This window comes from Amycolatopsis australiensis, from assembly GCF_900119165.1.
GTDB classification, from domain to species: Bacteria; Actinomycetota; Actinomycetes; order Mycobacteriales; family Pseudonocardiaceae; genus Amycolatopsis; species Amycolatopsis australiensis.
This window is the reverse complement of record NZ_FPJG01000006.1, coordinates 8,016,610-8,038,995: the sequence shown is the minus strand read 5'-3', so window position 1 is coordinate 8,038,995 and position 22,386 is coordinate 8,016,610. Positions and strand designations below refer to the sequence as shown.

Here is a 22,386-nt window from a genome sequence, read left to right as displayed (position 1 = left end):
ACACCGTTTTGGGCCCCCTCGGATTAGGGTATTGAGCGCACGTCGTTCACGCACCGGAGTCGCACGGGTGCCGAACGCGCTGTCGCTTGCTGTTCCGAAGAGGGGAAAATCCCATGGCCGTCCCGTTCCGCCGATCCCTGCTGCTCGCGAGCGGTGCGCTCCTGGCGGTGGCCGCGGTCGCCGTCCCGGTCGTGGTGGGCACGGCTTCCGCGGACCCGGCCGCGGCCGGCCAGCCGCGGATCGTGGGCGGCGACAAGGCTTCGCTCGCCGACCACCCGTACGCGGTGTACCTGACCGACTCGGGCGGCAACCAGTTCTGCGGCGCGGTGATCGTCAGCTCCACGGCGGTCGCGACGGCGGCGCACTGCGCCAAGGCCGTCGCCAAGGAGGAGATCCGCGTGGTGGCGGGCCGCGAGGACAAGCGCACCGACGAAGGTGACGTCCTGACCGTCTCGAAGGTCTGGGTGAGCAAGGGCTACAGCGACCCGACGAAGGGCGACGACATCGCGGTGCTGACGGTGCGCGGGCAGCTCGGCTACCGGCCCGCGCAACTGCCCGACAGCGGTGACGCGGCCGCGTACCGGGAAGGCACGAAGGCGACGGTTTTGGGCTGGGGCCGCATCGCCGACGGCGGCGACCGCTCCGACTACCTGCGCAGTGCCGTGGTCCCGGTGGTCTCCGACAGCGCCTGCCGCTCCGACTACAACGTCTACGACGCGAAGACGATGGTCTGCGCGGGCTACGCCGAGGGCGGCGCCGACGCGTGCCAGGGCGACTCCGGCGGTCCGCTCGTCGTGGGCGACACGCTGATCGGCATCGTGTCCTTCGGCGACGGCTGCGGCAAGGCGGGCAAGCCGGGCGTCTACACGCGGGTTTCGACGTACGCCGACGACATCAAGGCCCAGGCCAAGCCCCGCCTGCTCGGCTGAGCGTGATAAGCAGGGGGCATGCCGACCCTGCACGACGCGACCGGGCCCGAGCTGACCGCCGCCCAGCTGCACGACATCCTCCGCCTGCGGGTGGACGTGTTCGTGGTGGAGCAGAAGGCCGCGTACCCGGAGCTCGACGGCCGTGACCTGCTGCCCGACACGCGGCACCTGTGGTTCGAGGACTCCTCCGGCGTCACGTCGTACCTGCGGGTGCTCGCCGACCCCGGCGGCGTCCGCCGCATCGGCCGCGTGGTGACGGCGGCGGCGGCCCGCGGCCGCGGCCTGGCCGCGCAGCTGATGGAAGCGGCCCTGACCGTCCCGGGCGAGTACGTCCTCGACGCCCAGACCTACGTCCAAGACTTCTACGCGCGCTACGGCTTCGTCGCGGAGGGCGCGCAGTACACCGACGACGACGGAATCCCGCACATCCGCATGCGCCGCCTGCCGAGCTAGGCGGTCGCGCCGCGCGGCGCGGTCGCCGTGATCACCTTCACCGCACGGTCCACATCGGACTCCGTGAGGTCGGCCCGCGCGGTCAGCCGCAGCCGCGAAATCCCGTCCGGCACCGACGGCGGCCGGAAGCAGCCGACGCGGATGCCCTGCTCCGCGCACGCCGCGGCCCACGCCGCCGCCGTCTGCGCCGACGGCGCCCGCAGCGAGATCACGGCCGCGTCGGGCAAGCTCACCTTCAACCCGGCCGCCTTCAGTGACATGGCCAGGTTGCCCGCGTTCTCCAGCACCTTCTCCGCCAAGCCCGGCTCTTCCTTCAGCGCGTGCAACGCGGCCAGCGCGGCCGCGGCGCTCGCGGGCGCCAGTGCGGTGTCGAAGATGAAGCTGCGCGCCGTGTCCACGAGGTGCTTGATCACGCGACGCGGCCCGACCACCGCCCCGCCTTGCGCCCCCAGCGCCTTCGACAACGTCAACGTCGTGACGACGTCGGGCGCACCGGAAAGCCCGGCCGCGTGGACCGCCCCGCGGCCGCCTTCGCCGAGGACGCCGAAGCCGTGCGCGTCGTCCACGACCATCGCCGCGCCGTGCGCGCGGCAGATCTCCGCCAGCTCGCCGAGCGGCGCGAGGTCGCCCTCGACCGAGAACACCGAGTCGGTCACCACCAGCGCCCGCGGCTTACGGCGGGTCGCCAGCGCGTGCTTGATCGCCGACGGCGACGAATGCGCGACCGCGGCGACGTCCGCGCGCGAGAGCCGGCACCCTTCGATCAGCGACGCGTGGATGTACTTGTCGGTGACGATCGCGGCTTCGGATCCCGACAACGCCGTCACCGCGCCGAGGTTGGCGGTGAAACCGGACGAGAACACCAACGCCGCCTGCGCGCCGCAGAAGCGGGCCAGCTCCAGCTCCAGCTCGGTGTGCAGCTCGGTCGACCCGGTGACCAGCCGCGACCCGGTCGACCCGGCGCCCCAGCGCAGGGCGGCAGCCGCGGCGGCCCCGGCGACGCGCTTGTCGCGGGCCAGCCCGAGGTAGTCGTTCCCGGCGAGGTCGAGCTCGTCCACCCGCGCGGGACGCGGCCGCAGCTGCCGCACGAGTCCCGCGTTCGCCCGCTTCTCCGCCTCGACGTCGAGCCAGTCGAAAACCTCATCGGGCGGGGGCGTCGGCGGCGTAGTCACGTCCCGCAGTCTCCCACCCGCCGGGCGCGTGGCCGGGAACCAGGGCCCGGAAACGCCGGAAGCCCCGGACCGGAGTCCGGGGCTTCCAGGGGAAATCAGCTGTCGTAGCCGCGACGCGGGCCACGGCTCGGGCGGCCGTAGCCACCGCCGTTGCCCGAGCGGGGCTGACGGCCGCGGCCGCCGAAGCCGCCGGGACGGCCTTCGCGGTCGCCGCGGTAGCCGCCACGCTCGCCGCCGCGGTCGCGGTCGCCGCCGTAGCTGCTGCCGCGGTCGCTGTGGGTGCGGTCGCCACCGCGGTAACCGCCACGGTCACCGCCGCGGCCGCCACTGAAACCGCGGTCGCCGCGGAAGCCACCGCCGCCGCGACGCGGGTTCTCGCGCCGCCGCTCGACGACCGGCTCGCCGCTGGGCTCGCGGGCGCCGGTGATGCGGGACAGCTCGGCGTCGCCCGGGCGGACCGTCGTCGACTCCGCGCGCACGCCGGCGCGGTCGGTCAGCCGGCGGACCATCCGGCGCTGGTCGTGCGTCGCCAGCGTGACGACCACGCCGGACGCCCCGGCGCGGGCCGTGCGGCCGGCGCGGTGCAGGTAGTCCTTGTGGTCGGCCGCCGGGTCGACGTGCAGCACCAGCGAGATGTCGTCGACGTGGATGCCGCGCGCGGCGACGTCCGTGGCGACCAGCACCGGGGTGTGGCCTTCCTTGAAGTCGGCGAGGACGCGGTTGCGCTGCCCCTGCGTCTTGCCGCCGTGCAGGGCCGCCGCGTGCACACCCTGCTCGCGCAGGCGCTCGGTGAGCCGGTCGACGTGGTGCTTGGTGCGCACGAACATGATCGTGCGGCCGTCGCGGGCGCCGATCTGCGTGATGACGTCCTGCTTGTCCTGGTGCGAGACCTGGAGCACGTGGTGGTCCATGGTGGTCACGCTGGCGGTCGACGGCGCGACCGAGTGCGTGACCGGGTCGGTCAGGTACTGCTTGACCAGGCGGTTGACGTCACCGTCGAGCGTCGCCGAGAACAGCAGCCGCTGCCCGCCGGGCGGGGTCAGGTCCATGATCTCGCGGACCTGCGGCATGAAGCCCATGTCGGCCATCTGGTCGGCCTCGTCGAGGGCGATGAAGTTGCAGTCACCGAGGTGCGCGGTGCCCTGGCGGACGTGGTCGGACAGCCGGCCCGGCGTGGCGATCAGCAGGTCGACGCCGCGGGAGAGCGCGTCCGCCTGACGGGCGAAGGCCATCCCGCCGACGGCGGTGCGGCACCACAGGCCCAGGGACTTGGCCAGCGGGGTCAGCGAGTCGGCGACCTGCATGGCCAGCTCGCGGGTCGGGACCAGGATCAGCGCGCGGGGGCGCTTCGGCCGGGCCTTGCCGCCGTCGAGCCGGGCCAGCATGGCCAGGCCGAAGGCGAGCGTCTTGCCGGAGCCGGTCTGGGCGCGGCCCAGGACGTCACGGCCGGCCAGCGCGTCCGGGATGGTCGCCGACTGGATGGGGAACGGGCTGTCGATGCCCGCCTCGGCCAGCGCGCGCAGCAGCGGCTCCGGCAGGCCCAGCTGGGCGAAGGTCTTGGTGGCCACGAGCTCGACGGCGTCGTCGCGGAGCATGTCGCCGCCCGCGGGCCGCGTGCGCGGCTTGCGGTCGGGACGGCCCGCGTGAGCGGACGTCGAGGAAGGGCCGGAGTTGAACGTGACGGTCACAAATGCCTCTCGGACATGGTTCGTCACAAGGAGGCCCGGGCTCCCCGCGCGCAGGCAGGGCAAGATGGTGTGCGATGGGCGTTCACAGGGACGGACCCGGCACACCGTGTCTATCGCTTGCCGACACTGCGCGCCGCTTGGGGGTTACGGATCACCGCGAGCCATTCGGTGGCTCTGGAGGCGACGGACACCAACTCATCCACGCCGCCGGTTGCGGTCTGTATCGATAGTACCTGAGGGTGGCTTGGTCCTTCGCATCGAGGTGGGGGGTTGTGGGCGGGGTCGCAGACGTGTTCCATGCCACATCCGCGACCCCGCCACGGTGGTTACCCGATTCCGGCCGCGGAAACCAGCTCCGCCAGGAGCTCGCCGGTGTTCGTGACGTGCTCGCCCAGGCCGCGGCCGTGGAACCAGCCGGCGAGGTTGCGCACGTCCCGCGCGAGGAACTCGACGCCGCCGGGGTTGGCGACGACGTCGACCACCTGCGGCAGGTCGATCACCATCAGCCGGCCCCGGTGCACGAGCAGGTTGTAGGCCGAGAGGTCGCCGTGCGCGAGGCCTTCCGACGCGAGCAGCTCGAGCGCCGCGGTCGCCTGGAACCACAGGTCCTTCAGCTCGCCGGGCTCCGGGCGGACCTGGGCGAGCCGCGGCGCGGCGGTGCCGTCGTCCTCGCCGAGGAACTCCAGCAGCAGTTCCGTGCCGTTGCGCTGCACCGGGTAGGGCACCGGCGCGCCGAGTGTCCACAAGCGACTCAGCGCGGCGAACTCGGCGACGGCCCACTGCTCCGCGATGAGGTTGCGGCCGAACGCCGTGCGGTGCTCGATCGCGCGCATCTCGCGGGACCGGCGCATCCGCCGTCCCTCGAGGTAGCCGGCGTCGCGGTGGAACAGCTTGTGTTCGTCGCTGCGGTAGCGCTTCGCGGCCAGCAGCACGCCCGGCGCGCCGGGCAGGCCACGCCGCAGCAGGTGGACGTCGGCTTCCTTGCCGGTCTTGAGGACGCCGAGGTCGGTGTCGACGGCGGCGAGCTCGGTGACGACCCACTCGGGCCGGGGCAGCGGGCCGTGTTCGGCGTCGTCCCAGGTGGACCAGCGGTCGGCGCCGTCGGGCAGCTGCCGTTCGGTGTAGGCGTCGTCGCGCAGTTTCGCGAGGCGGACGCGCTCGCCTTCGGTGAGCCGGCCGCGGCGGGTGGGTTCGGGTTCGTCGAGCCGCCCGCGGCGGCGTGCCCGCGCCTGGCGGCGGGTGGGCTGTTCGTCGAACCGGTCGAAGTCTTCGAAGTCGTGCTGGCGCACTGGTGGGTTTCTCCTTGGTCAGGGATGCCCCACCGGGCGCGTGGTCAGCTCCGGGGGGCGGGTGGGTGAGGGCGCGAAAAGGCCCGGACAGTCATCACGACAGGCACCTCCCCGCTCTCACGCACCGGCTCCCTGCCGGCTCGCCGGTCAGCTTGCCGGACCGATCGGCGGCGGCGCAACCGAATTGCGCGAACGGGCCGTTCGCGCCCTTTCCTTGAATTCCGCCCGCGGCCGTGGCCACGATGAACGGGCAGGCTCTGGCGAGGAGGGGCGGATGGACGGCTACGACGCGGTGATCGTCGGCGGCGGGCACAACGGCCTGGTGGCGGCCGCGTACCTGGCGCGGGCGGGCCGGTCGGTGCTCGTGCTCGAACGGCGCGGCGAGACCGGTGGCGCCGCCGTGTCGTTCCGCGCGTTCGACGGCGTGGACGTCCGGCTTTCCCGGTACTCCTACCTGGTCAGCCTGCTGCCGAGGAAGATCGTGGCCGACCTCGGGCTCGACGTCCGGCTGCGGCGGCGCCGGATGTCGTCGTACACGCCGTCCGGCGACGCGGGTCTCCTTGTCGACACGGGCGACGCCGGCCGGACGGCGGCGTCGTTCCGCGCGGTCACCGGGTCCACCTCGGATTTCGCGGCCTGGCAGCGGTTCTACGCGGCGGCCGGCCGCGTCGCCGAGCGCGTCTTCGGCACCCTGACCGAGCCATTGCTGTCCGAAGTGGACTTCCGTGCGCGAGTCGGCGACGCCGAGGCGTGGTCACTGCTGTTCGAGCGGCCGATCGGCGAGATGCTCACGGCGTGGTTCGGCGACGACACCGTCCGCGGCGTCGTGCTCACCGACGCGCTGATCGGCACGTTCGCTCCGGCGGGCGGCGAGGACCTGCGGCAGAACCGGTGCCTGCTCTACCACGTGATCGGCAACGGCACCGGCGACTGGGACGTCCCGGTCGGCGGCATGGGAGCGGTCACGGGCTCACTCGCGGCGGCGGCCGCCGCGGGCGCGCGTCTCGTGACGGGCGCGGAGGTGCTTTCGATCGACCCGGACGGCGAAGTGCGCTACCGGCGTGACGACGCCGAGCACGTCGTGCGGGGCGGGCACGTCCTGGCGAACGTCGCGCCGTCGACGTTGGCGCGGCTGCTGGGCGAGGAACCGGCGGAGAGCCCGGAAGGTGCGCAGCTGAAGGTGAACATGGTGCTGTCACGGCTGCCGAAGCTGCGTGACCCGCACGTCGACCCGGCCGAGGCGTTCGGCGGCACGTTCCACGTCAACGAGACGTACACGCAGCTCGAGACGGCCTATCGCGAGGCGGCGGCGGGGCGGATCCCCACGCTGCCGCCGTGCGAGATCTACTGCCACTCGCTCACGGACCCGTCGATCCTGGGTTCGGCCGAACGCGCGGCCGGAGCGCAGACCCTGACGCTGTTCGGCCTGCACATGCCCGCGCGGCTCTTCGAGGGGCGTAACGAGGAAGCGCGCGAAGCGGCGTTGCGCGCGACGCTGGCTTCGCTGAACAGCGTGCTGGCCGAGCCGATCGAGGACTGTTTGCTCACCGGGCCGGACGGCAAACCGTGTGTGGAGGCGAAGACGCCGCTCGACCTGGAAGCCGAGCTGGGCCTGCCGCGCGGGCACATTTTCCACCGGGATTTGTCCTGGCCGTTCGCGGAGGACCGGCCGGCGGGGAAGTGGGGCGTGGAGACGGCCCACGAGCGCGTATTGCTCTGCGGCGCGGGCGCGGTGCGAGGAGGTGGTGTCAGCGGCATCCCCGGTCACAACGCGGCGATGGCGGTGCTCGGAGTGGAGTAAGCATCGACCGGAGCGCTTCCGCGGCAATGCGGCGAAGAGGCGGCCCGCGGCGCCGGGTGGTGGCTCGGCCCGGGAGGTCGCGGTGTCGAGCGGGGGGCCGGACCCGCTGGTGCCGTGCGGTCCCTTGGGCCCGACGATCCCGGCGTGGCTGCCCGACCCCGGCGGCCCCCGGCGGTACCTCACCCGCCGGCGGACCGCTCGGCACACAAACACCCCACGCCCGGCCCGATCCACTCCCGCCCGGCCCACTCCGGATGGCGGCCGGCGAGCAGCGCGCGGACCTCGGCGGCGATCGCGTCGGCGTCGAGGCCCGCGTCGCGACGGTGCCAGGTCTCGTCCCGCAGCTCGCGCAGGTAGGCACGGACATCGGTGAGCACCGCGCCGCCGCCGGCCTCTCCATGCCCCGGCACCACGATCCGCGGCCCGGTCGAAACCAGGCCCTCCAGCACCGCGAGCCAGCCCACCACGGTGACGTCCGTGTCGTGCGGCGGGAACCACGGGACGATCGCGAACTGGCCCGTCTCGGCCAGGTCGCCGGTGAACAGCACGCCGGCGTCCGGTACCTCGACGACCTGGTCGCCGCGGGTGTGGCCGCGGCCGGTGGGGCGCAGCCGGACGGTCCGGCCGCCGAGGTCGAGCTCGTGCGAGCCGTCGTAGACGACGTCCGGGGCCGGGATCCGGACGCCGTCGAGGCGGCGGGCCACCACCTCGCCGAGGCCGCGGAACATCTCCAGGTACCCCGCGCCCTTCGTGGCGAGGTCCTCGGCCTGGGCGCGGTTGACCAGGTAGGTGGCCGACCCGGCGAACGCTTGCGCGCCGAAGGCGTGCTCGGGGTGGAAGTGTGTCGTCGTCAGATACAGGCGACGGCCCTTCGCAACTTCGCTCGCGAAGGCGAGCACCTGCGAAGCGTTCTCGGTGCCGATGCCGGTGTCGACGACGAGAACGGCTTCGGTGCCGCCGACGACACCGATGTTGGGCACGAGGTCGACGCCGGCGTTCGGGATCACCAGCAGGTCCGGGGCGATCTCCCGGGCGCCGCCGACGTGCACGGCGGGATCGGTCAGCTCGGTCATGCCCCGATTCCACCGCCGGGACGCGGCCGCCGTCCAAGACCGGTTCCGTCGCGCCGATACCCGGTGCCTATCGTCGCCGGTCGGCGCTAGGGTTCGGCCATGGCCGTCGATCAGGAGCTGGTGGATGCCGCGATCGCGCTGGCGCGAAACCGTTTCGGCGGGACGGCGTGGTCCGGGGCGGCGGCCCTGCGTCTCGACGACGGCACGGTGCTCACGAGCACGGCGCCGGACTTCCCGAACCAGGCCGTCAGCCTGTGCCACGAAACCGGCGCCCTCTGCGAGGCCTTCAAGCTGGGGCGGCGCGTCACCGGCTCGGTGTGCGTGACCGCCGCCGACGGGGATCGCGGGTACTGGATCCTCGCGCCGTGCGGGGTCTGCCAGGAACGGCTCTTCTCGCACGGCCCGGACGTCGAGGTCGCCGTGCCCGAGGCCGCGGACCCGCGCCGGTGGCGGGCGCTGCGGCTGCGGGACGTCCAGCCGCACTGGTGGGCCCGCGTGTTCCCCGATACAGCGTGGCCGTTCGACGGCGAGGGCTGAGATGGAGCTGCGGACCCTGCGGTACTTCGTGGCCGTCGCCGAGGAACGGCACTTCGGCCGGGCCGCCGCGCGGCTGCACATGAGCCAGCCGCCGCTGAGCCGGGCGATCAAGCAGCTGGAAACCGACGTCGGGGCCGTCCTGCTGCTGCGTTCGGCCGCGGGGGTCACGCTCACCCCGGCGGGGACGGCGCTGCTGGCCGAGGCGCGGGCGCTGCTCGACCACGCCGACCGGGCGCGGGAGCGGGTGGCCACGGCGGCGGGCGCGCCGACGCTCACCGTCGGCATCCTCGGCGACGGCGCCGACCCGGGCGCGACGCGCCTCGCCGGCGCCTACCGTCGTCAGCACCCCGGCGTCGAGGTCCGCGTCCGCGACACGGACCTGACCGATCCGACGTGCGGCCTGCGCGCCGGGCTGGTCGACGTCGCGCTGACCCGCGGGCCGTTCGACGAGACCGGCCTGGCGGTGCGCGAGCTACGGGCGGATCCGGTGGGTGCGGTCCTGCGCGCCGACGACCCGCTGGCCGCCCGCGGCCACCTCGACCTCGCCGACCTCGCCGGACGGCGCTGGTTCCGGTTCCCGGACGGCACCGACCCGGTTTGGCAGGCGTACTGGCACGGCGGCGAGCGCCGCGAAGGGCCGGTGGTGCGAGCTGTCCAGGAGTGCCTGCAGGCCGTGCTGTGGAACGGGACCGTAGGCCTGATGCCGCTCGGGCACCGGCCGCCGGGCGAGCTGGCGGTGGTGCCGATCACGGACCTGGCGCCGAACCCCGTGGTCGTCGCGTGGAAGGACGCCGGCCCGCTGGTCCGCTCGTTCGTGCGGCTCGCGACGGCCGCGTATCAGACCACCGGCGGGCGCCGGACGTCGTAGAGGTCCCAGTCCAGCTGCCAGAACGCGTCGATGCCGTGCTCGCGGATGTACCTGCGCTCGGTGTCGTGCACCGGGTAGCAGCCGGCGATGCTCACCGGCGCGCCGCCGATGTCGATCAGCGTGTACTGGTGGGCATCGAGGCCGGCCGGGGCCGACACCGCGAACGCCGTCATCGCGGACTCGGGCGCGATCGGCTGGCCGAAGTCGATCGTGTCGCCGTAGACGAACGGGCACGTACCGCGCAGCTGCTCGGCGAGGTAGCCGATGGCCAGTGCCCAGACCGGGTCGTCGGACCGGACGCTGATCCACAGTTCCGGTTTCACGCCGTGCCACTCCGGGTGGTCGGCCAGCGAAAGACCGTACGTCGCGCCGGTCAGGTACCGCGGCTCCGGCTCGTCGGCGTAGACGAACGCGATGACGTCGTCGAGCCCGGCGTGGGTCGACGGGATCGGCTGCAGCCGGGGCTCGGTGTTCCCGGTCAGGGTGTCGAGATGGGCGACATACCGCTCGGCACGGCTCGGCATGGCGCGCAGCATACGGCGGCCGGGCAGCACGCGGGGCGTATCCCGTTGGCCCCGGCGCGGCACGATCGGGCAGGGTGGGAAGCATGCGAGTGCTCGTGATCGGAAGCGGAATCGGCGGCGCGGCGACGGCCTGGCACCTGGCGGCCCGCGGCGCGGAAGTGGTCGTGGCGGACGCGGCGCGGCCGGGGACGGCCACCGAGGCCGGCGCCGGGATCGTCAGCCCGTGGACGTCGCGCCGGGATGACGCGCTGTACCCGCTCGCGGCGGCCGCCGGCCGGTACTACCGGGAGTTCGCCGAGCAGCTGCCGGGCTCGTCGTTCGAGGTCGTCGGCGGGATGATCGTCTCGGCCGACGACACCGAGCTGGCCGAAGCGCAGCAGCGGCTGGCCGAGCGGGCCGCGGACGCACCGGAGATCGGCGAAGTCCGCCGGCTCGACCCGGCGCAGGCACGCGAGCTGTTCCCGCCGCTGGCGCCCGGGCTGGGCGCGGTGCACCTGGCCGGCGCGGGCCGCGTCGACGGGCACGAGCTGCGCCGCGCCCTGCTGCAGGACGCCGAACGCCGCGGCGCGAAGTTCGTCGAAGGCGAGGTGGCGTTCCGGGCCGACGGGACGGTCGCCGGCGTGGCCGGGCCGATCGACGCGGACAGCGTCGTGGTCGCCGCCGGCGCGTGGAGCCGGGACCTGCTGGCACCGCTGGGCGTCGACCTGCCGGTGACGCCGCACCGCGGCCAGATCAGCCACTTCGACCTGCCGGGCACGGACACGGCGGCGTGGCCGGTGGTGCTGCCCCGCACGAGCCACTACCTGCTGGCGTTCGGCGGCGGCCGGGTGGTGGCGGGCGCGACCCGCGAGGCGGGCTCGGGCTTCGACTACCGCGTGACGGCGGCCGGCCAGCGCGAGGTACTGGACAACGCGCTGGCGGTCGCGCCCGGCCTGGCGGACGCGACGCTGGCGGAGACCCGCGTCGGCTTCCGCCCCGGCACGCCCGACGGCCTGCCGGTGCTGGGCTCGATCCGCCCGGGCCTGGCGGTGTCGACGGGCTTCGGCGCGGGCGGGCTGACGAACGCGCCGTTCGCGGGCAAGCTCATCGCGGCGGTCGCGCTGGGCGAGGACCCGGGCTTCGACCTGACACCGTTCGCGCCGGACCGCTTTTGAGCGTCTACTGCCTGCGGCCGGCCACGGAATCGGACCTCGGCGCGCTGCTCGCGTTGCTCGATGGCGCGGCGGTCCGGGGCGGCCGAGCGATGGCGGCCGAGTGAGCTGAGCCCGGATCTCGCGACGGACGCGCCTCGCGTTGCTGAGGCCGACGCGCGCCCGGCCGTTTCGCCGTCGAACGGGTCGTCAGCCCTCGGTGACCAGCTCGAGCGCGTGCTCGCCGGTGCGCTCGACGGTCAGGCCCGCCCTGCCGATCACCTTGACCAGCTGGTCCACAGTGGACGGTTCGGCGCGGGTGGCCGCCAGCACGTGCGCGAGCCGTCCCTTGTACGCCTTGTTGAAGTGGCTGACCGTCACGCGCTCGCCGTGGGCGTTCTCCGTCACCACGCGGACGGTCACCGCGTCCGGGCGCAGCTTCGCGAACGCCGAGTACGTGCCCGACCGCAGGTCGACGACCAGGCCCTCGACTCCGCGCAGGACCGGCTCGAGCACCGGTTTCCACAGCCCGCGGACGGTCCCGAGCGACGGCAGCGAGTTCCCGCCCGACAGCCGGTACGCCGGGATCGGGTCGGTCGCCGACACCACGCCGAACAGCGACGACGTCACCGCCAGCCGCCGGTGCGCCTTCTCCAGGCCGGCTTTCGTGAAGCTCTTGACGTCGAGCGCGTCGTAGAGGACGCCGGTGTAGCGGCGCAGCGCCGGCATGGTGGGCGACGTCCACAGCCGGGCATTGCGCGTGACCTCCCCGGCCTGGCGCTCGGTGAGGCCCAGTGCCGCGAGGCTGGCCGGGACGTCGGCGGCCAGCTCGACGAGCGCGTCCGCGAGCTTCGCGCGCGTCGGGTTCAGCTCGGGGAACGACAGCGCGCCGAGGTCGAGCGGACCGCCGCGGCCGCCGTCGGCCTTGGTCTCGGAGGGAGGCAGGAGCACCAGCACGTCCCGAGCGTAAATCGGGGTGCGCGGGCACCGCCGTCCGGCCTAGCCTCCCGCCATGGACCTGACCTGGCGCCCGCTGACCCTCGCCGACGTCCCGGCGCTGACCCGCCTGTACGCCGCCGCCGAGGAAACCGACCGGACGGGGGAACACCTCGCCGAAGACGACCTCCGCGAGGAGCTGGCGGGCCCCAACATCGACCTGGCCCGCGCCACGACCGGCGCGTGGGCGGACGGCGAGCTCGTCGGCTACGGGCTGGTCCGCCGCCGCGACGCCGCGGACCCCGTCCACATGGTCCGCCTCCAGTCGGTCGTGCACCCGCGCCACCGCACCGACGCCGTCGGCGCTCACCTGATCGAGTGGTTCCGCCGGACGGCCCGCGAGGTCCACGAGCGCGCCTTCCCGGGCGCGCCGCTCGAACTGCACCACGGCCACCACCAGAACGAGCGGTGGATCGCCGGCGTCCTCGCCGGCGCCGGGTTCACGCACGCGCGGACGATGGTGAACATGCGCGCCGGGCTCGCCGACCTGCCGCCGCAGCCACCGCTGCCGGACGGCTTGGAGCCGGTGCCCTTCGACTACAAGTACGACCTCGCGACGCTCGACGCCCGCAACGACACCTTCGGCGACCACTGGGGCAGCACGGTCTACCAGCCCGACGCCTGGCGCCACCTGGTCACCGGCTCGAAGGACTTCCGGCCGGACCTGTCGTTCCTCATCCTCGACGGCGACAAGGTCCTGGCCTTCGTGCTGAGCCACTTCTACGCGTCCGAGGCCGAGGTGACGGGCGTGCGCGAGCACTACGCCAGCTGGGTGGGAACGCGCGCGGCGCTGCGTGGCCGCGGCGTCGCGTCAGGGCTGCTGGGCCACACGCTGCTGGCGGCCAAGGCCGCCGGATTCGACCGGTCGGCGCTGAACGTCGACGTCGACAATGCGCACCGCGCGCTGGGCGTTTACGAGCGGTGCGGATATCGCGTCGACGACGAATGGCACGTGTACGTCCTGTCCGGCACCGCCGCCGTCAGCGCGCTACGAGGTTGAGCAGCTCCTCGCCCCGGACGTACCGGCGCAGCTGCTCCGCCACCAGCTTCTTCGCCCGCGGGTAGAACGAGGCCGAGCCGCCCGCGATGTGCGGGGTGATGACCACGCCCTTCGTCGTCCACAGTGGATGGCCGGCGGGCAGCGGTTCCGGGTCCACGACGTCGAGGGCGGCGCGCAGGCGTCCGGTGCGCGTCTCGGCGACGAGGGCGTCGGTGTCGATCGCCGTGCCGCGGCCGACGTTGACCACCAGGGCGTCGTCGGGCAGCGCGCGCAGAGCCTTCGCGTCGATGAGGCCGCGCGTCGCGGGGGTGTCCGGCAGGATCAGGACCACGATGTCGGCAGCGGGCAGCAGGCCGGGCAGTTCGTCGACGCCGTGGACGTCCTCCGCCGGCCGCGCCCGGCTCGCCACCCGCGTCACGACGGCCTCGGCGGCGACCAGCTGGCGCTCGATCGCCTGCCCGATGGAGCCGTAGCCGACCAGGAGCACCCGGCTGTCGGCGAGCGACCGCGTGTGCTCGCGCACCCACTCGCCGCGGGCCTGCTGCGCGAACCAGCGCGGCAGGTCGCGCTGGGCGGCATGGATCAGCGCGAGGGCGTGCTCGGCGACGCTCAGGTCGTGCAGCCCGCGCCCATTGGCCAGCCGCACCCCCTCGGGCAGCAGCGGCACGAGCGTCTCGACCCCTGCCGACAGCGACTGCACCACGCGCAACGCGGGCAGCTCCCCGATGAGCTTCGGCGGTTCCGGCCCGCGGTCGTAGGGCAGCACGTAGAACTCGACGCCGTCCAGGCCGGCCGGTGGCGGCTCGACGCCGTCGTAGCAGGCGGCGTCGAGCCCGTCCGGTACCTCGATGTCGGGCCAGGGCAGTAGTACGCGAGCGCTCATGCCGCCTTTCTACCCGCTAGCGCGGGAAGCGGCCCTGCAGGTCGACGACCAGGTGCGCCGAGCCGGCGGAGTCGCGGACGTCGAAGCGGGCACCCGCGCCGAGGTCTCGCGGGCCGGTTGGCGCGGAGGGCTCGCTCGCCTCGCGGCTTCCCGCGAGGGCCTTGCGCGCCGGCTGGGAAGGCCCGGCTCGGAGGCCGCCTGACCGCGCCCAGAGCGGGCTTACCCACCGGCCTACCCACCTTCCGGCTGCCTGCTCGCCCGGGCAGCCCGCTCACCCCAGCCGCCCGCTCACCTTGCGACCGCCTCCTCACCCGCCCACCCCGGCCCCTCACCCCCGGCCGGCCCTCTGGCACCCGACCCGACTCACCCGGAAACGCAGAACTCGTTCCCCTCCGGATCCCGCAGCACGGTCCAAGCCAGCCCAGGCACCTCGTGCTCATCCACCTCCTCGGCCCCCAACCCGACGAGCCGCTCGACCTCCGCAGCCCGGTCGTCACCGCCGAAGTCGATGTGCACCCTGTTCTTCCCCGGCCGCGGCTCCGGTACCCGCTGCAGCCCCAGCGGCAGCCCGCCCTCGGGCGGGGCCAGCACCAGGAACTCGCCGTCGTAGTCCTGCGCCACCGTCGTGCCCAGCGCTGCCGTCCAGAACTGCGCCAGGCCTCTGGGGTCCGCGCAGTCGATCGTGATCATGCCCATGTGGATCGCCATGTCGTGAAGCTAGCGGCCACCACCGACAAAAACCGGGCGCCGAGTAACCCGTTGGAGTCGCGGCCGGGTCGTTGACTACCCTGAGCGGGATATTCACACCCGCCCGGAGCAGGGAGCCCCGCAGTGATCACCAGGACTTCGTCGTTGTTCCTTCGCACGTTGCGCGAGGATCCGGCGGACGCCGAGGTACCGAGCCACCGGCTCCTGGTACGCGCCGGCTATGTCCGCCGGGTCGCCCCGGGCGGGTACTCCTGGCTGCCGCTGGGCCTGCGCGTCCTGCGCCGCATCGAGGCCGTCGTCCGCGAAGAGATGAACGCCATCGGCGCGCAGGAGATCCAGTTCCCCGCGTTGCTGCCGAAAGAGCCCTACGAGGCCACCGGCCGCTGGACCGAGTACGGCGACGGCCTCTTCCGCCTCAAGGACCGCAAGGGCGCCGACTACCTCCTCGGCCCGACGCACGAGGAGCTGTTCGCCCTCACCGTGAAGGGCGAGTACAGCTCGTACCGCGACTACCCGGTCACGCTCTACCAGATCCAGACCAAGTACCGCGACGAAGCGCGTCCCCGCGCCGGGATCCTCCGCGGCCGCGAGTTCGTCATGAAGGACTCCTACTCTTTCGACCTCGACGACGAGGGTCTCGCCCGCTCCTACCAGGCCCACCGCGACGCCTACATCAAGCTGTTCGACCGCCTCGGCCTCGAGTACGTCGTCGTGAAGGCGACGTCGGGGGCGATGGGCGGCTCGGCGTCCGAGGAGTTCCTCGCCGTCGCCGAGACGGGCGAGGACACCTACGTCCGCAGCACCGAGTCGGGGTACGCGGCGAACGTCGAAGCCGTCGTCACGCCGCCGCCGCCCGCGCAGCCCATCGAAGGCCGCCCGGAGGCGCAGGTGCACCACACGCCGAACACGCCCACCATCGAGTCGCTCGTCGAGTTCCTCAACAAGGCGGATCTCGGCCGCACGTTCACCGCCGCGGACACGCTGAAGAACGTCATGCTCAAGACGCGTCAGCCGGGCTCCGCCGAGTGGGAGCTGGTCTGCGTCGCGGTCCCGGGCGACCGCGAAGTGGACATGAAGCGCCTCGAAGCGTCGCTGGAGCCGGCCGAGGTCGCGCTGCTCGACGAGGCCGACTTCGCGAAGAACCCGTTCCTCGTCAAGGGCTACATCGGCCCGAAGGCGTTGCAGGACAACGGCGTGCGCTACCTCGCCGACCCGCGGATCGTCCCCGGCACCGCCTGGGTCACCGGGGCCGACAAGGTCGACCACCACGTCGTCGACCTGCTGGCCGGCCGCGACTTCACCCCGGACGGCACCATCGAGGCCGCCGAGGTCCGCGAGGGCGACCCGTCGCCGGACGGGCACGGCACGCTCGTCGCCGCGCGCGGCATCGAGATCGGGCACATCTTCCAGCTCGGCCGCAAGTACACCGACGCGTTCGAGGTGGACGCGCTCGGCCCCGACTCCAAGCCGATCCGGATCACGATGGGCTCCTACGGCGTCGGCGTCTCGCGGCTGGTCGGCGTCCTCGCCGAGCAGAACCACGACGACCTGGGCCTGATCTGGCCGCGCGAGGTGTCGCCGTTCGACGTGCACATCGTCATCGCGGGCAAGGACGAGACCGTCGCGGCCGGCGCCGAGAAGATCGCCGCCGAGCTGGACGCGGCCGGCCTCGAGGTCATCCTCGACGACCGCAAGGCGACGCCGGGCGTCAAGTTCGCCGACGCCGAGCTGGTCGGCGTGCCGACCATCCTCGTGGTCGGGCGCGGCCTGGCCAACGGCGTCGTCGAGGTCAAGGACCGGCGCTCGGGCGAGCGCGAGGAGATCGCGGTCGACGCCGTCGTCGAGCACCTGGTCAAGCTCGTCCGGTCCTGATGGGCGGTTCGGAGCCCGCGGACACGCCGCGCGCGCGTCCGAAGCGGATCCGGCCGGCGCCGAAACCGCTGAAGTGGCGGCGGGCGCCCTGGTTCGGGCTGGCGTTCATCGCGCTGGTCGCGGGAATCCTGAACGCGCTGGGCGTGGGCAAACCCCGCCCGGCGGCGTCGGCACCCGCACCGGTCATCGAGACGCCGGCACCGCGGGCCGTGGTGCCCGCGGTGGTCCCCGGCTGGCAGGCGGTGGCGGGCCAGGTGGGTTCGTATGCCTACGACGTCCCGCCGGACTGGCAACCGGCCCCGGACACGCAGCAGAGCTGGGCCGGGGCCGGGATCCGGCTGATCACGAGCGCGTTCCTGGGCAGGAACGCGTGCGGCCGGGCGCCCCTGGGCGGCGCGGGCGTCACAACGGAGCCGGTGGCGGACCCCGAGGCGGCGGCCCGCAAGGCGGCCACGGACCTGACGACGGCGGCGTACGGCGGGACGCTCGAGGCGGAGCCGGGCACGGACGCGGAGATCACCAAAGCCGACGGCACGAAGGCCCCGGCCCGGGTGGTCGTCGCCCAGGTGATGCCGGGAACGGGGGAGTGCGCGGCGAAGCACGCCCTGGTCGCGGCCATGGGGTTCGGGAGCGGTGCGGGAGCGTCGGGCGTGGTGGTGGCATACGCGGACAGCGACCGCGCCGGTGGTTCGGTCCGCGACGACCTGCTGCGGATCGTGCGCAGCTACCGGTTCGTCCCGAACCCGACCACGCCGCCGAGGTAGGCACACCGCTGCCGCGCGACGCCGGAATTCGGCAGGCTGTGCACCCATGACCGGTGAGGCGGGAAGACGGCTCGCGTGATCCGGGCCGCTGCGGACGGTTTCGTGCTCCGCGTCGGCCACGGGTCCCGGACGTCCGGAGCAGCGCGACGAAGTCATGACCGGCGGAAGACCGAGAAGGACGAGAACGTGATCAGCCGGCGCAAGAGCCGCTGACCAGCTTCGCCAGCTCCCGCAGCCGGACGCGCCGCAGGTCTGCCCACCCGGCGCCGCCCTTTCTCGTTCCGCCCGCCGGGGCGCAAGAGCCGCTTGCCGAAGCGGATCAGTGTGCGCGGGAGCCGCTGACCAGCTTCGCCAGCTCCCGCAGCCGGACGTCCGGCAGGTAAGCCCGGCTCAGCGCCAGCCCCACCCGCGGCAGGTCGGCCTCGTCCCGGTACGCCAGGTACAGCGGCACCCGGCGCGGCTGGAACTTCGCCTTGAACGCGTGCAGCGAACGGAATCCGTAGTACGGCTCCATCACGCGCCCGAGCGACTCCAGTGCCCGGTCCACCGGACGCGCCGGCGCCCCGGTTCCGCTACGGGCCAAAGGCGCTCCCGACAGCGACACGAACCGGGCTCCCTCCGCGCGGAACTCCAGGCAGGCCGACGCGATCAGGAACTCCATCACCGGGCGGAAACCGTGGGCGCTGCGGCGCATGACGTCCAGGGTCCAGCCGCCGATCTTGCCCGCTCCCGTGTACACCGGCAGCCACGATGTCACGCCGTGGACCGTTCCCTCCGCGTCCACCGCCAGGCCCACCCGCGTCGCCGGGTCCATGGCCTCGTCCAGGCCGCCCAGGGTGAAGCCCATCTCCGGCATTCCCTTGCCCGACATCCATTCCTCCGACAGCGCCCGCACCTGCGCGAGGATCGGTTCCGGCTGGTCGGCCAAGCGGATCAGCCGGAACTCGATGTCCTGCTTGGCCGCCTTGTTCAGCGCCGAGCGGACGTCCTGCCACGCCTTGCCGCGGAACTCCAGGCCCTCCAGGTCGAGCACGTTGTCCTCGGCCACCTGGACGTGCTGCCAGCCCAGCTCGCGCGTCGCCGCGACCGTCGCCTCCGTCGCCGAGAACACGCACGGCACCAGGCCCGAGTTCTCGCACATCGCGGCGAACTCCGTGACCGTGGCCGCCGCCGTGCCGTCCGGGGCGATCGGGTCGCCCAGCGCCACCGCGACGCCCGCGTGCCGCCGGTAGGCCAGGTACGACCGGCCGTTCTGGGGGACGAAGTAGGTGTTGCGCGGCCACGTCGTCATCCACGACAGCGTGCTTCCACCGTGCCGTCCGAGCAGCGTGCGGGCCAGCGCGGGCCCCGGCCCCTGGCTGTGCCGCCGCTGCCGTCGCCGCGACGGCACGCGGAAAGCGTGCTGCGCGGCCAGCAAGACGACCAGTTCGATCGTCCACAAGAGATTGTCCACCATGAACAGCGGCAGGCCCGTGGTGTCGTAGTCGCCGCCGAGGAGGTCGGCCAGCCCGGCCAGCGTCCCGACGACAAGTCCTTGCAGCGTCACGAAAGCCGACAACGCGACCGCCCAGCGCCACGCGACCCGGCCGCCCTTGCGCAGCCCGTTGAGCATCGGCACGACGAGGAGCACCAGCACCGCCAGCTCCGGCGCCGACAGCGAAACCCCTTCCGCTGACCCGAACGGGCCGTCGCCCGGCACCAGGAACATCACGATCTCGGCGATGGTGAGCAACAGCAGGCCCGCGACGGTCAGCAGCCGCCACTCCCGCAGGTTCGGCCCCGCCGACGGCACCCGGCGGGCCCCGACGAGCCGGTTGCCGAGCGGGATCGCCACCACCAGCGCGAAGAAGTGCACGAGGTCGGCGAGCGTGCCGACGTAGACGATCGCGACGCCGGCGTACACGCACAGCCCCGCCCGCAGCCGCAGCGCCCACGGCGGCCGCAGTGTCGCGCTGGCGACCGCGACCGCGGCCAGCGCGCCACCCGAGAAGCCGACGTCGAGGCTGCCCGCGACGCGTTCCGCCCACAGCCAGCCGGAGTTGCGGGACAGCGCGAGGAACTGCGTCGCGACGAGCACCGCGACGAACTGGCCGCCGATCGTCACGGCCATCGCGCGACGCGTGCCCAGCTTCCACTCGGCGAAACCGGCGAAGAGCGCGAAGCTGCCGACCATCGGCAGGTAATACCAGGGGATGACGGCGAAGAACGGCCCGGTGAGCATCGTCCACCACCGGCCCGCCTCCAGCGACGGCAGCCCGTAGGCGACGAACGGATAGGCCGCCCGGTCTTCCGCGGCGTTCCACAGCGCACCCGTGACGACGGCCAGCACCAGCATGGCGAGCGTGACGCCGCTGGTGAACGGCAGCCGCTGCCTCAGCACCGCGACCGTCCCGCGGATGCGTCCCCCTCCGGCGGACCCGGCCGCCGCCCCTGTTTCGGTCATGGAGAAGAGTCTGGCGACCGCGGCCGCCGCGGGCATCAGGCAAAGGAACGACTTTTCCCCTAGGGGAGTCCTCCCTTCGACTGAGGGTCACCCCCTCGGAAGGACCAGGCTCAGCCCAGAACCGCGGCCCGGACGGCGTCGATGTCGGCCAGATCCGGCAACACCGTGTGCGCGCCCGCCGCCCGCAGCTCCTCCGGAGCGTAGTGGCCGGTCGCCACCGCGACCGAGACCGCGCCGTGGTCCAGGGCGGCTTCGACGTCGTTCGGGGTGTCGCCGATGACGACCACGGCGCCGAACTCCGTGCCGTGCTTGGCCGCGGCCTGCGCGACGGCGTGCGGCACGAGGTCCGGCCGGTGCGCCGAGAGCGTGCCGTAGCCGCCGATCTCCAGGTCGAGGTGCTCGTCCAGGCCGAACGCGGCCAGCTTGTGCCGCGAGATCTCCGGCAGGTTGCCGGTGACGAGCGACTGCACGACGCCGTCCTGGCCGGCGAACGCGGCCAGCGCCTCGGCCGCGCCCGGCAGCGCCCGGCCCGACGCCGGCAGGCGCTCGACGGCCCGCTCGGACTCCGCGATCAGTGCCAGCCACAGCGCCTGCAGCAGCTCCTCGGTCGGCTCGATCCCGTGCGCGGTCAGCAGGTCCGTGCTGATCGCACGCTCGGTGCGGCCGCCGAAGTCCGGGTAGGAGACCAGCTCGGTGCCGGTCGTCGCGGCCAGCGCCGCGGCGTACCAGGCGGAGCCGAGGCCGGTGAAGTCCACCAGCGTGTGGTCGATGTCCCAGAGCACCAGCCGCTTCGTCGTCACGACCTCGAGGTTACCGGGACCACTATTCAACATGCGTTGACTTCTCGGCGGGCGCGTCGTACCTTGGGCATCAATTCAACAAGTGACGAATAAATGGAGGTCGTCATGTCCCGTTCCGTCGGGGCGCTCGCCCTGGTCGCGGCGGTGGCCGGCGCACTGGTGGCCGTGGTGCTCGGGTTCCTCACCTTCGGCGCGCAGGCCACCGTCGCGCCGGACCACGTCCCGGTCGCGCTCGCCGCGCCGCCCGAAGTGGCGCAGCGCGTCACCGCCCACGGCGGCGGCCAGCTCGGCTGGACCGTCGCGTCGCCGTCCGAAGCACGGCAGCTGCTGGAGGACAAGAAGGTCTACGCGGTGCTCGAACTCGGGCCCGGCCCGTCCGCGACGGTCGTGACGTCCGGCGCGGTCAACCCGGCGGGCACCCAGGTCGCGCAGCAGGCGCTCACCGGCGCCGCGGCCGCGCTGGCCGGGCCACCGAAGCAGGAGGTGCTGCACCCGGTGAGCCTCGCCGGCCGGACCGCGCCGCTGGCGGCGTCCGCGCTCGCCTGGATCGGCGCGCTCGCGGGCGGCCTCGCGCTGACGCAGCTGGCGAAGCGGGCCGGCCGCACGATCGGGGCGGGCGCGCGGTTCGCGCAGGTCGTCGGGGTCGGCGTGCTGGTCACGGCGGTCGTCGCCGGGTTCTTCGCGCTGTGGGACGCCACGCTCCCGCTGGACGCCGGAGTCCTCGGCTTCGTCTTCCTCGCCGCGACGGCGTTCGCCGCCGTGCAGGCCGGGCTGCTGCGCCTGCTCGGGCTGCGCGCGATGGCCGTGCTCGGGCCGCTGTACCTGGTCGCGCCCGCGGTCGCCGGCCAGGTCCCGGAGCTGCTGAACCCGGCCTACCGCGCGCTGCTGTGGTCGTGGACGCCGTTCCGCTTCTCGGCCGAAGGGCTGCGCAGCCTGCTCCAGGGCGTGCCGGACGCACCCGACGTCACGACCGGGATCTGGGTGCTCGGCGCACTGCTGGCCGCCGGGCTGGTGCTGGTGCTGTGGCCGGGCCGGTCAGCCCGCCAGCAGGCTGAACCGCACCTTGCGGACCGGGTTGTCGAGGTTGGTGTCCACTAGGCAGATCGACTGCCAGGTGCCCAGCGCGAGGACGCCGCCGAGCACCGGGATGGTCGCGTAGGGCGGCACCAGCGCCGGCAGCACGTGGTCACGGCCGTGACCCGGGCTCCCGTGCCGGTGCCGCCAGCGGCCGTCGCGGGGGAGCAGCTCGTCGAGCGCGGTCAGCAGGTCCTCGTCGCTGCCGGCGCCGGTCTCGAGGATCGCCAGCCCGGCGGTGGCGTGCGGGACCCAGACGTGCAGCAGCCCGTCCGCCGCGTCGGCGTCGCGCAGGAACGCCTCGGCCTCGTGGGTGAGGTCGTGGACGACGGCTTCGGAGCCGGTGCGGACCTCGATCTCGGTGGAGTACATGCGCTCCAGC

Annotated in this window: 21 protein-coding genes; 10 read left to right on the top strand and 11 right to left on the bottom strand. The window is 73.5% G+C overall.

Going from position 1 to position 22,386, the window contains the following annotated elements; translation table 11 throughout:
- The first annotated feature begins 113 nt into the window (after positions 1 to 113).
- Together BT341_RS38330 and BT341_RS38325 are read left to right on the top strand one after the other, a co-directional pair.
- Entirely contained in the window at positions 114 to 929 is an 816-nt protein-coding gene (locus BT341_RS38330) for a S1 family peptidase (RefSeq protein WP_072480879.1), read from the top strand.
- A gap of 18 nt (positions 930 to 947) precedes the next feature.
- A complete protein-coding gene (locus tag BT341_RS38325; RefSeq protein WP_072480878.1) occupies positions 948 to 1,382 on the top strand; it encodes a GNAT family N-acetyltransferase in 435 nt (144 codons plus the stop codon).
- Here BT341_RS38325 and BT341_RS38320 read toward each other — a convergent pair.
- The 3 genes from BT341_RS38320 to BT341_RS38310 all read right to left on the bottom strand — a co-directional run bounded on the left by BT341_RS38320 (position 1,379) and on the right by BT341_RS38310 (position 5,531).
- Complete coding sequence (locus tag BT341_RS38320) at positions 1,379 to 2,554, bottom strand: 8-amino-7-oxononanoate synthase (RefSeq protein ID WP_072480877.1); 1,176 nt, start codon at positions 2,552 to 2,554, stop codon at positions 1,379 to 1,381. The genes BT341_RS38325 and BT341_RS38320 overlap by 4 nt on opposite strands.
- A gap of 95 nt (positions 2,555 to 2,649) precedes the next feature.
- Positions 2,650 to 4,242, bottom strand: coding sequence for a DEAD/DEAH box helicase (locus BT341_RS38315; protein ID WP_072480876.1), 1,593 nt, complete (start codon positions 4,240 to 4,242; stop codon positions 2,650 to 2,652).
- Positions 4,243 to 4,568: 326 nt separating this feature from the next.
- On the bottom strand, positions 4,569 to 5,531 hold the full coding sequence (locus tag BT341_RS38310) for a serine protein kinase RIO (protein ID WP_072480875.1): 963 nt from the start codon (positions 5,529 to 5,531) through the stop codon (positions 4,569 to 4,571).
- Positions 5,532 to 5,805: 274 nt separating this feature from the next.
- Between BT341_RS38310 and BT341_RS38305 the strand changes: the two genes are divergently transcribed.
- Positions 5,806 to 7,332, top strand: coding sequence for a phytoene desaturase family protein (locus BT341_RS38305; RefSeq protein WP_072480874.1), 1,527 nt, complete (start codon positions 5,806 to 5,808; stop codon positions 7,330 to 7,332).
- A gap of 179 nt (positions 7,333 to 7,511) precedes the next feature.
- Here BT341_RS38305 and BT341_RS38300 read toward each other — a convergent pair whose 3' ends face one another.
- On the bottom strand, positions 7,512 to 8,405 hold the full coding sequence (locus BT341_RS38300) for an MBL fold metallo-hydrolase (RefSeq protein WP_072480873.1): 894 nt from the start codon (positions 8,403 to 8,405) through the stop codon (positions 7,512 to 7,514).
- 99 nt (positions 8,406 to 8,504) lie between these two features.
- On the opposite strand from BT341_RS38300, the gene BT341_RS38295 reads away from it, so the two are divergent.
- Both BT341_RS38295 and BT341_RS38290 read left to right on the top strand, forming a co-directional pair.
- Positions 8,505 to 8,942 (top strand): cytidine deaminase, encoded by a 438-nt coding sequence (locus BT341_RS38295; protein ID WP_072480872.1) that lies wholly within the window; start codon positions 8,505 to 8,507, stop codon positions 8,940 to 8,942.
- A gap of 1 nt (position 8,943) precedes the next feature.
- Entirely contained in the window at positions 8,944 to 9,810 is an 867-nt protein-coding gene (locus BT341_RS38290) for a LysR family transcriptional regulator (protein ID WP_072480871.1), read from the top strand.
- Here BT341_RS38290 and BT341_RS38285 read toward each other — a convergent pair.
- A complete protein-coding gene (locus BT341_RS38285; protein ID WP_245805247.1) occupies positions 9,780 to 10,334 on the bottom strand; it encodes a suppressor of fused domain protein in 555 nt (184 codons plus the stop codon). The two genes, BT341_RS38290 and BT341_RS38285, sit on opposite strands and share 31 nt — an antisense overlap.
- An 83-nt stretch (positions 10,335 to 10,417) precedes the next feature.
- Here BT341_RS38285 and BT341_RS38280 point away from each other — a divergent pair, with 83 nt between their 5' ends.
- Positions 10,418 to 11,488, top strand: a complete 1,071-nt coding sequence (locus tag BT341_RS38280) for an NAD(P)/FAD-dependent oxidoreductase (RefSeq protein ID WP_072480869.1) — start codon at positions 10,418 to 10,420, stop codon at positions 11,486 to 11,488.
- 186 nt (positions 11,489 to 11,674) lie between these two features.
- Here BT341_RS38280 and yaaA read toward each other — a convergent pair whose 3' ends face one another.
- Positions 11,675 to 12,421, bottom strand: a complete 747-nt coding sequence (gene yaaA, locus BT341_RS38275; RefSeq protein WP_072480868.1) for a peroxide stress protein YaaA — start codon at positions 12,419 to 12,421, stop codon at positions 11,675 to 11,677.
- 55 nt (positions 12,422 to 12,476) lie between these two features.
- Here yaaA and BT341_RS38270 point away from each other — a divergent pair, with 55 nt between their 5' ends.
- The gene (locus BT341_RS38270; RefSeq protein ID WP_072480867.1) at positions 12,477 to 13,460 is read left to right on the top strand and encodes a GNAT family N-acetyltransferase; all 984 of its coding nucleotides are present in this window, start codon (positions 12,477 to 12,479) and stop codon (positions 13,458 to 13,460) included.
- On the opposite strand, the gene BT341_RS38265 is transcribed toward BT341_RS38270, so the two are convergent.
- Both BT341_RS38265 and BT341_RS38260 read right to left on the bottom strand, forming a co-directional pair.
- A complete protein-coding gene (locus tag BT341_RS38265) occupies positions 13,441 to 14,343 on the bottom strand; it encodes a 2-hydroxyacid dehydrogenase (protein WP_072480866.1) in 903 nt (300 codons plus the stop codon). The two genes, BT341_RS38270 and BT341_RS38265, sit on opposite strands and share 20 nt — an antisense overlap.
- Positions 14,344 to 14,706: 363 nt before the next feature.
- Positions 14,707 to 15,051, bottom strand: a complete 345-nt coding sequence (locus BT341_RS38260; RefSeq protein WP_072480865.1) for a VOC family protein — start codon at positions 15,049 to 15,051, stop codon at positions 14,707 to 14,709.
- A gap of 123 nt (positions 15,052 to 15,174) precedes the next feature.
- Between BT341_RS38260 and BT341_RS38255 the strand changes: the two genes are divergently transcribed.
- Together BT341_RS38255 and BT341_RS38250 are read left to right on the top strand one after the other, a co-directional pair.
- The gene (locus BT341_RS38255) at positions 15,175 to 16,923 is read left to right on the top strand and encodes a proline--tRNA ligase (RefSeq protein ID WP_072480864.1); all 1,749 of its coding nucleotides are present in this window, start codon (positions 15,175 to 15,177) and stop codon (positions 16,921 to 16,923) included.
- Complete coding sequence (locus tag BT341_RS38250) at positions 16,923 to 17,687, top strand: DUF8017 domain-containing protein (protein ID WP_084743132.1); 765 nt, start codon at positions 16,923 to 16,925, stop codon at positions 17,685 to 17,687. The genes BT341_RS38255 and BT341_RS38250 overlap by 1 nt, the downstream gene beginning before the upstream one ends.
- Positions 17,688 to 18,006: 319 nt before the next feature.
- On the opposite strand, the gene BT341_RS38245 is transcribed toward BT341_RS38250, so the two are convergent.
- Complete coding sequence (locus tag BT341_RS38245; protein ID WP_245805246.1) at positions 18,007 to 20,130, bottom strand: bifunctional lysylphosphatidylglycerol flippase/synthetase MprF; 2,124 nt, start codon at positions 20,128 to 20,130, stop codon at positions 18,007 to 18,009.
- 110 nt (positions 20,131 to 20,240) lie between these two features.
- The gene (locus BT341_RS38240) at positions 20,241 to 20,930 is read right to left on the bottom strand and encodes an HAD family hydrolase (protein WP_072480863.1); all 690 of its coding nucleotides are present in this window, start codon (positions 20,928 to 20,930) and stop codon (positions 20,241 to 20,243) included.
- 105 nt (positions 20,931 to 21,035) lie between these two features.
- On the opposite strand from BT341_RS38240, the gene BT341_RS38235 reads away from it, so the two are divergent.
- Positions 21,036 to 22,028, top strand: a complete 993-nt coding sequence (locus BT341_RS38235) for a YhgE/Pip domain-containing protein (RefSeq protein WP_084743298.1) — start codon at positions 21,036 to 21,038, stop codon at positions 22,026 to 22,028.
- Here the strand turns inward: BT341_RS38235 and BT341_RS38230 are convergent.
- A complete protein-coding gene (locus BT341_RS38230; protein WP_072480861.1) occupies positions 21,966 to 22,376 on the bottom strand; it encodes a secondary thiamine-phosphate synthase enzyme YjbQ in 411 nt (136 codons plus the stop codon). The two genes, BT341_RS38235 and BT341_RS38230, sit on opposite strands and share 63 nt — an antisense overlap.
- Positions 22,377 to 22,386: the final 10 nt, after the last annotated feature.

What these genes read in the sequence shown, in the direction of transcription:
- BT341_RS38330 (WP_072480879.1), top strand. Translation starts at nt 114, where the DNA reads ATGGCCGTCCCGTTCCGCCGATCCCTGCTGCTCGCGAGCGGTGCGCTC.
- BT341_RS38325 (WP_072480878.1), top strand. Translation starts at nt 948, where the DNA reads ATGCCGACCCTGCACGACGCGACCGGGCCCGAGCTGACCGCCGCCCAG.
- BT341_RS38305 (WP_072480874.1), top strand. Translation starts at nt 5,806, where the DNA reads ATGGACGGCTACGACGCGGTGATCGTCGGCGGCGGGCACAACGGCCTG.
- BT341_RS38300 (WP_072480873.1), bottom strand. Translation starts at nt 8,405, where the DNA reads ATGACCGAGCTGACCGATCCCGCCGTGCACGTCGGCGGCGCCCGGGAG.
- BT341_RS38295 (WP_072480872.1), top strand. Translation starts at nt 8,505, where the DNA reads ATGGCCGTCGATCAGGAGCTGGTGGATGCCGCGATCGCGCTGGCGCGA.
- BT341_RS38290 (WP_072480871.1), top strand. Translation starts at nt 8,944, where the DNA reads ATGGAGCTGCGGACCCTGCGGTACTTCGTGGCCGTCGCCGAGGAACGG.
- BT341_RS38285 (WP_245805247.1), bottom strand. Translation starts at nt 10,334, where the DNA reads ATGCCGAGCCGTGCCGAGCGGTATGTCGCCCATCTCGACACCCTGACC.
- BT341_RS38280 (WP_072480869.1), top strand. Translation starts at nt 10,418, where the DNA reads ATGCGAGTGCTCGTGATCGGAAGCGGAATCGGCGGCGCGGCGACGGCC.
- BT341_RS38270 (WP_072480867.1), top strand. Translation starts at nt 12,477, where the DNA reads ATGGACCTGACCTGGCGCCCGCTGACCCTCGCCGACGTCCCGGCGCTG.
- BT341_RS38265 (WP_072480866.1), bottom strand. Translation starts at nt 14,343, where the DNA reads ATGAGCGCTCGCGTACTACTGCCCTGGCCCGACATCGAGGTACCGGAC.
- BT341_RS38260 (WP_072480865.1), bottom strand. Translation starts at nt 15,051, where the DNA reads ATGGCGATCCACATGGGCATGATCACGATCGACTGCGCGGACCCCAGA.
- BT341_RS38250 (WP_084743132.1), top strand. Translation starts at nt 16,923, where the DNA reads ATGGGCGGTTCGGAGCCCGCGGACACGCCGCGCGCGCGTCCGAAGCGG.
- BT341_RS38245 (WP_245805246.1), bottom strand. Translation starts at nt 20,130, where the DNA reads ATGACCGAAACAGGGGCGGCGGCCGGGTCCGCCGGAGGGGGACGCATC.
- BT341_RS38235 (WP_084743298.1), top strand. Translation starts at nt 21,036, where the DNA reads ATGTCCCGTTCCGTCGGGGCGCTCGCCCTGGTCGCGGCGGTGGCCGGC.
- BT341_RS38230 (WP_072480861.1), bottom strand. Translation starts at nt 22,376, where the DNA reads ATGTACTCCACCGAGATCGAGGTCCGCACCGGCTCCGAAGCCGTCGTC.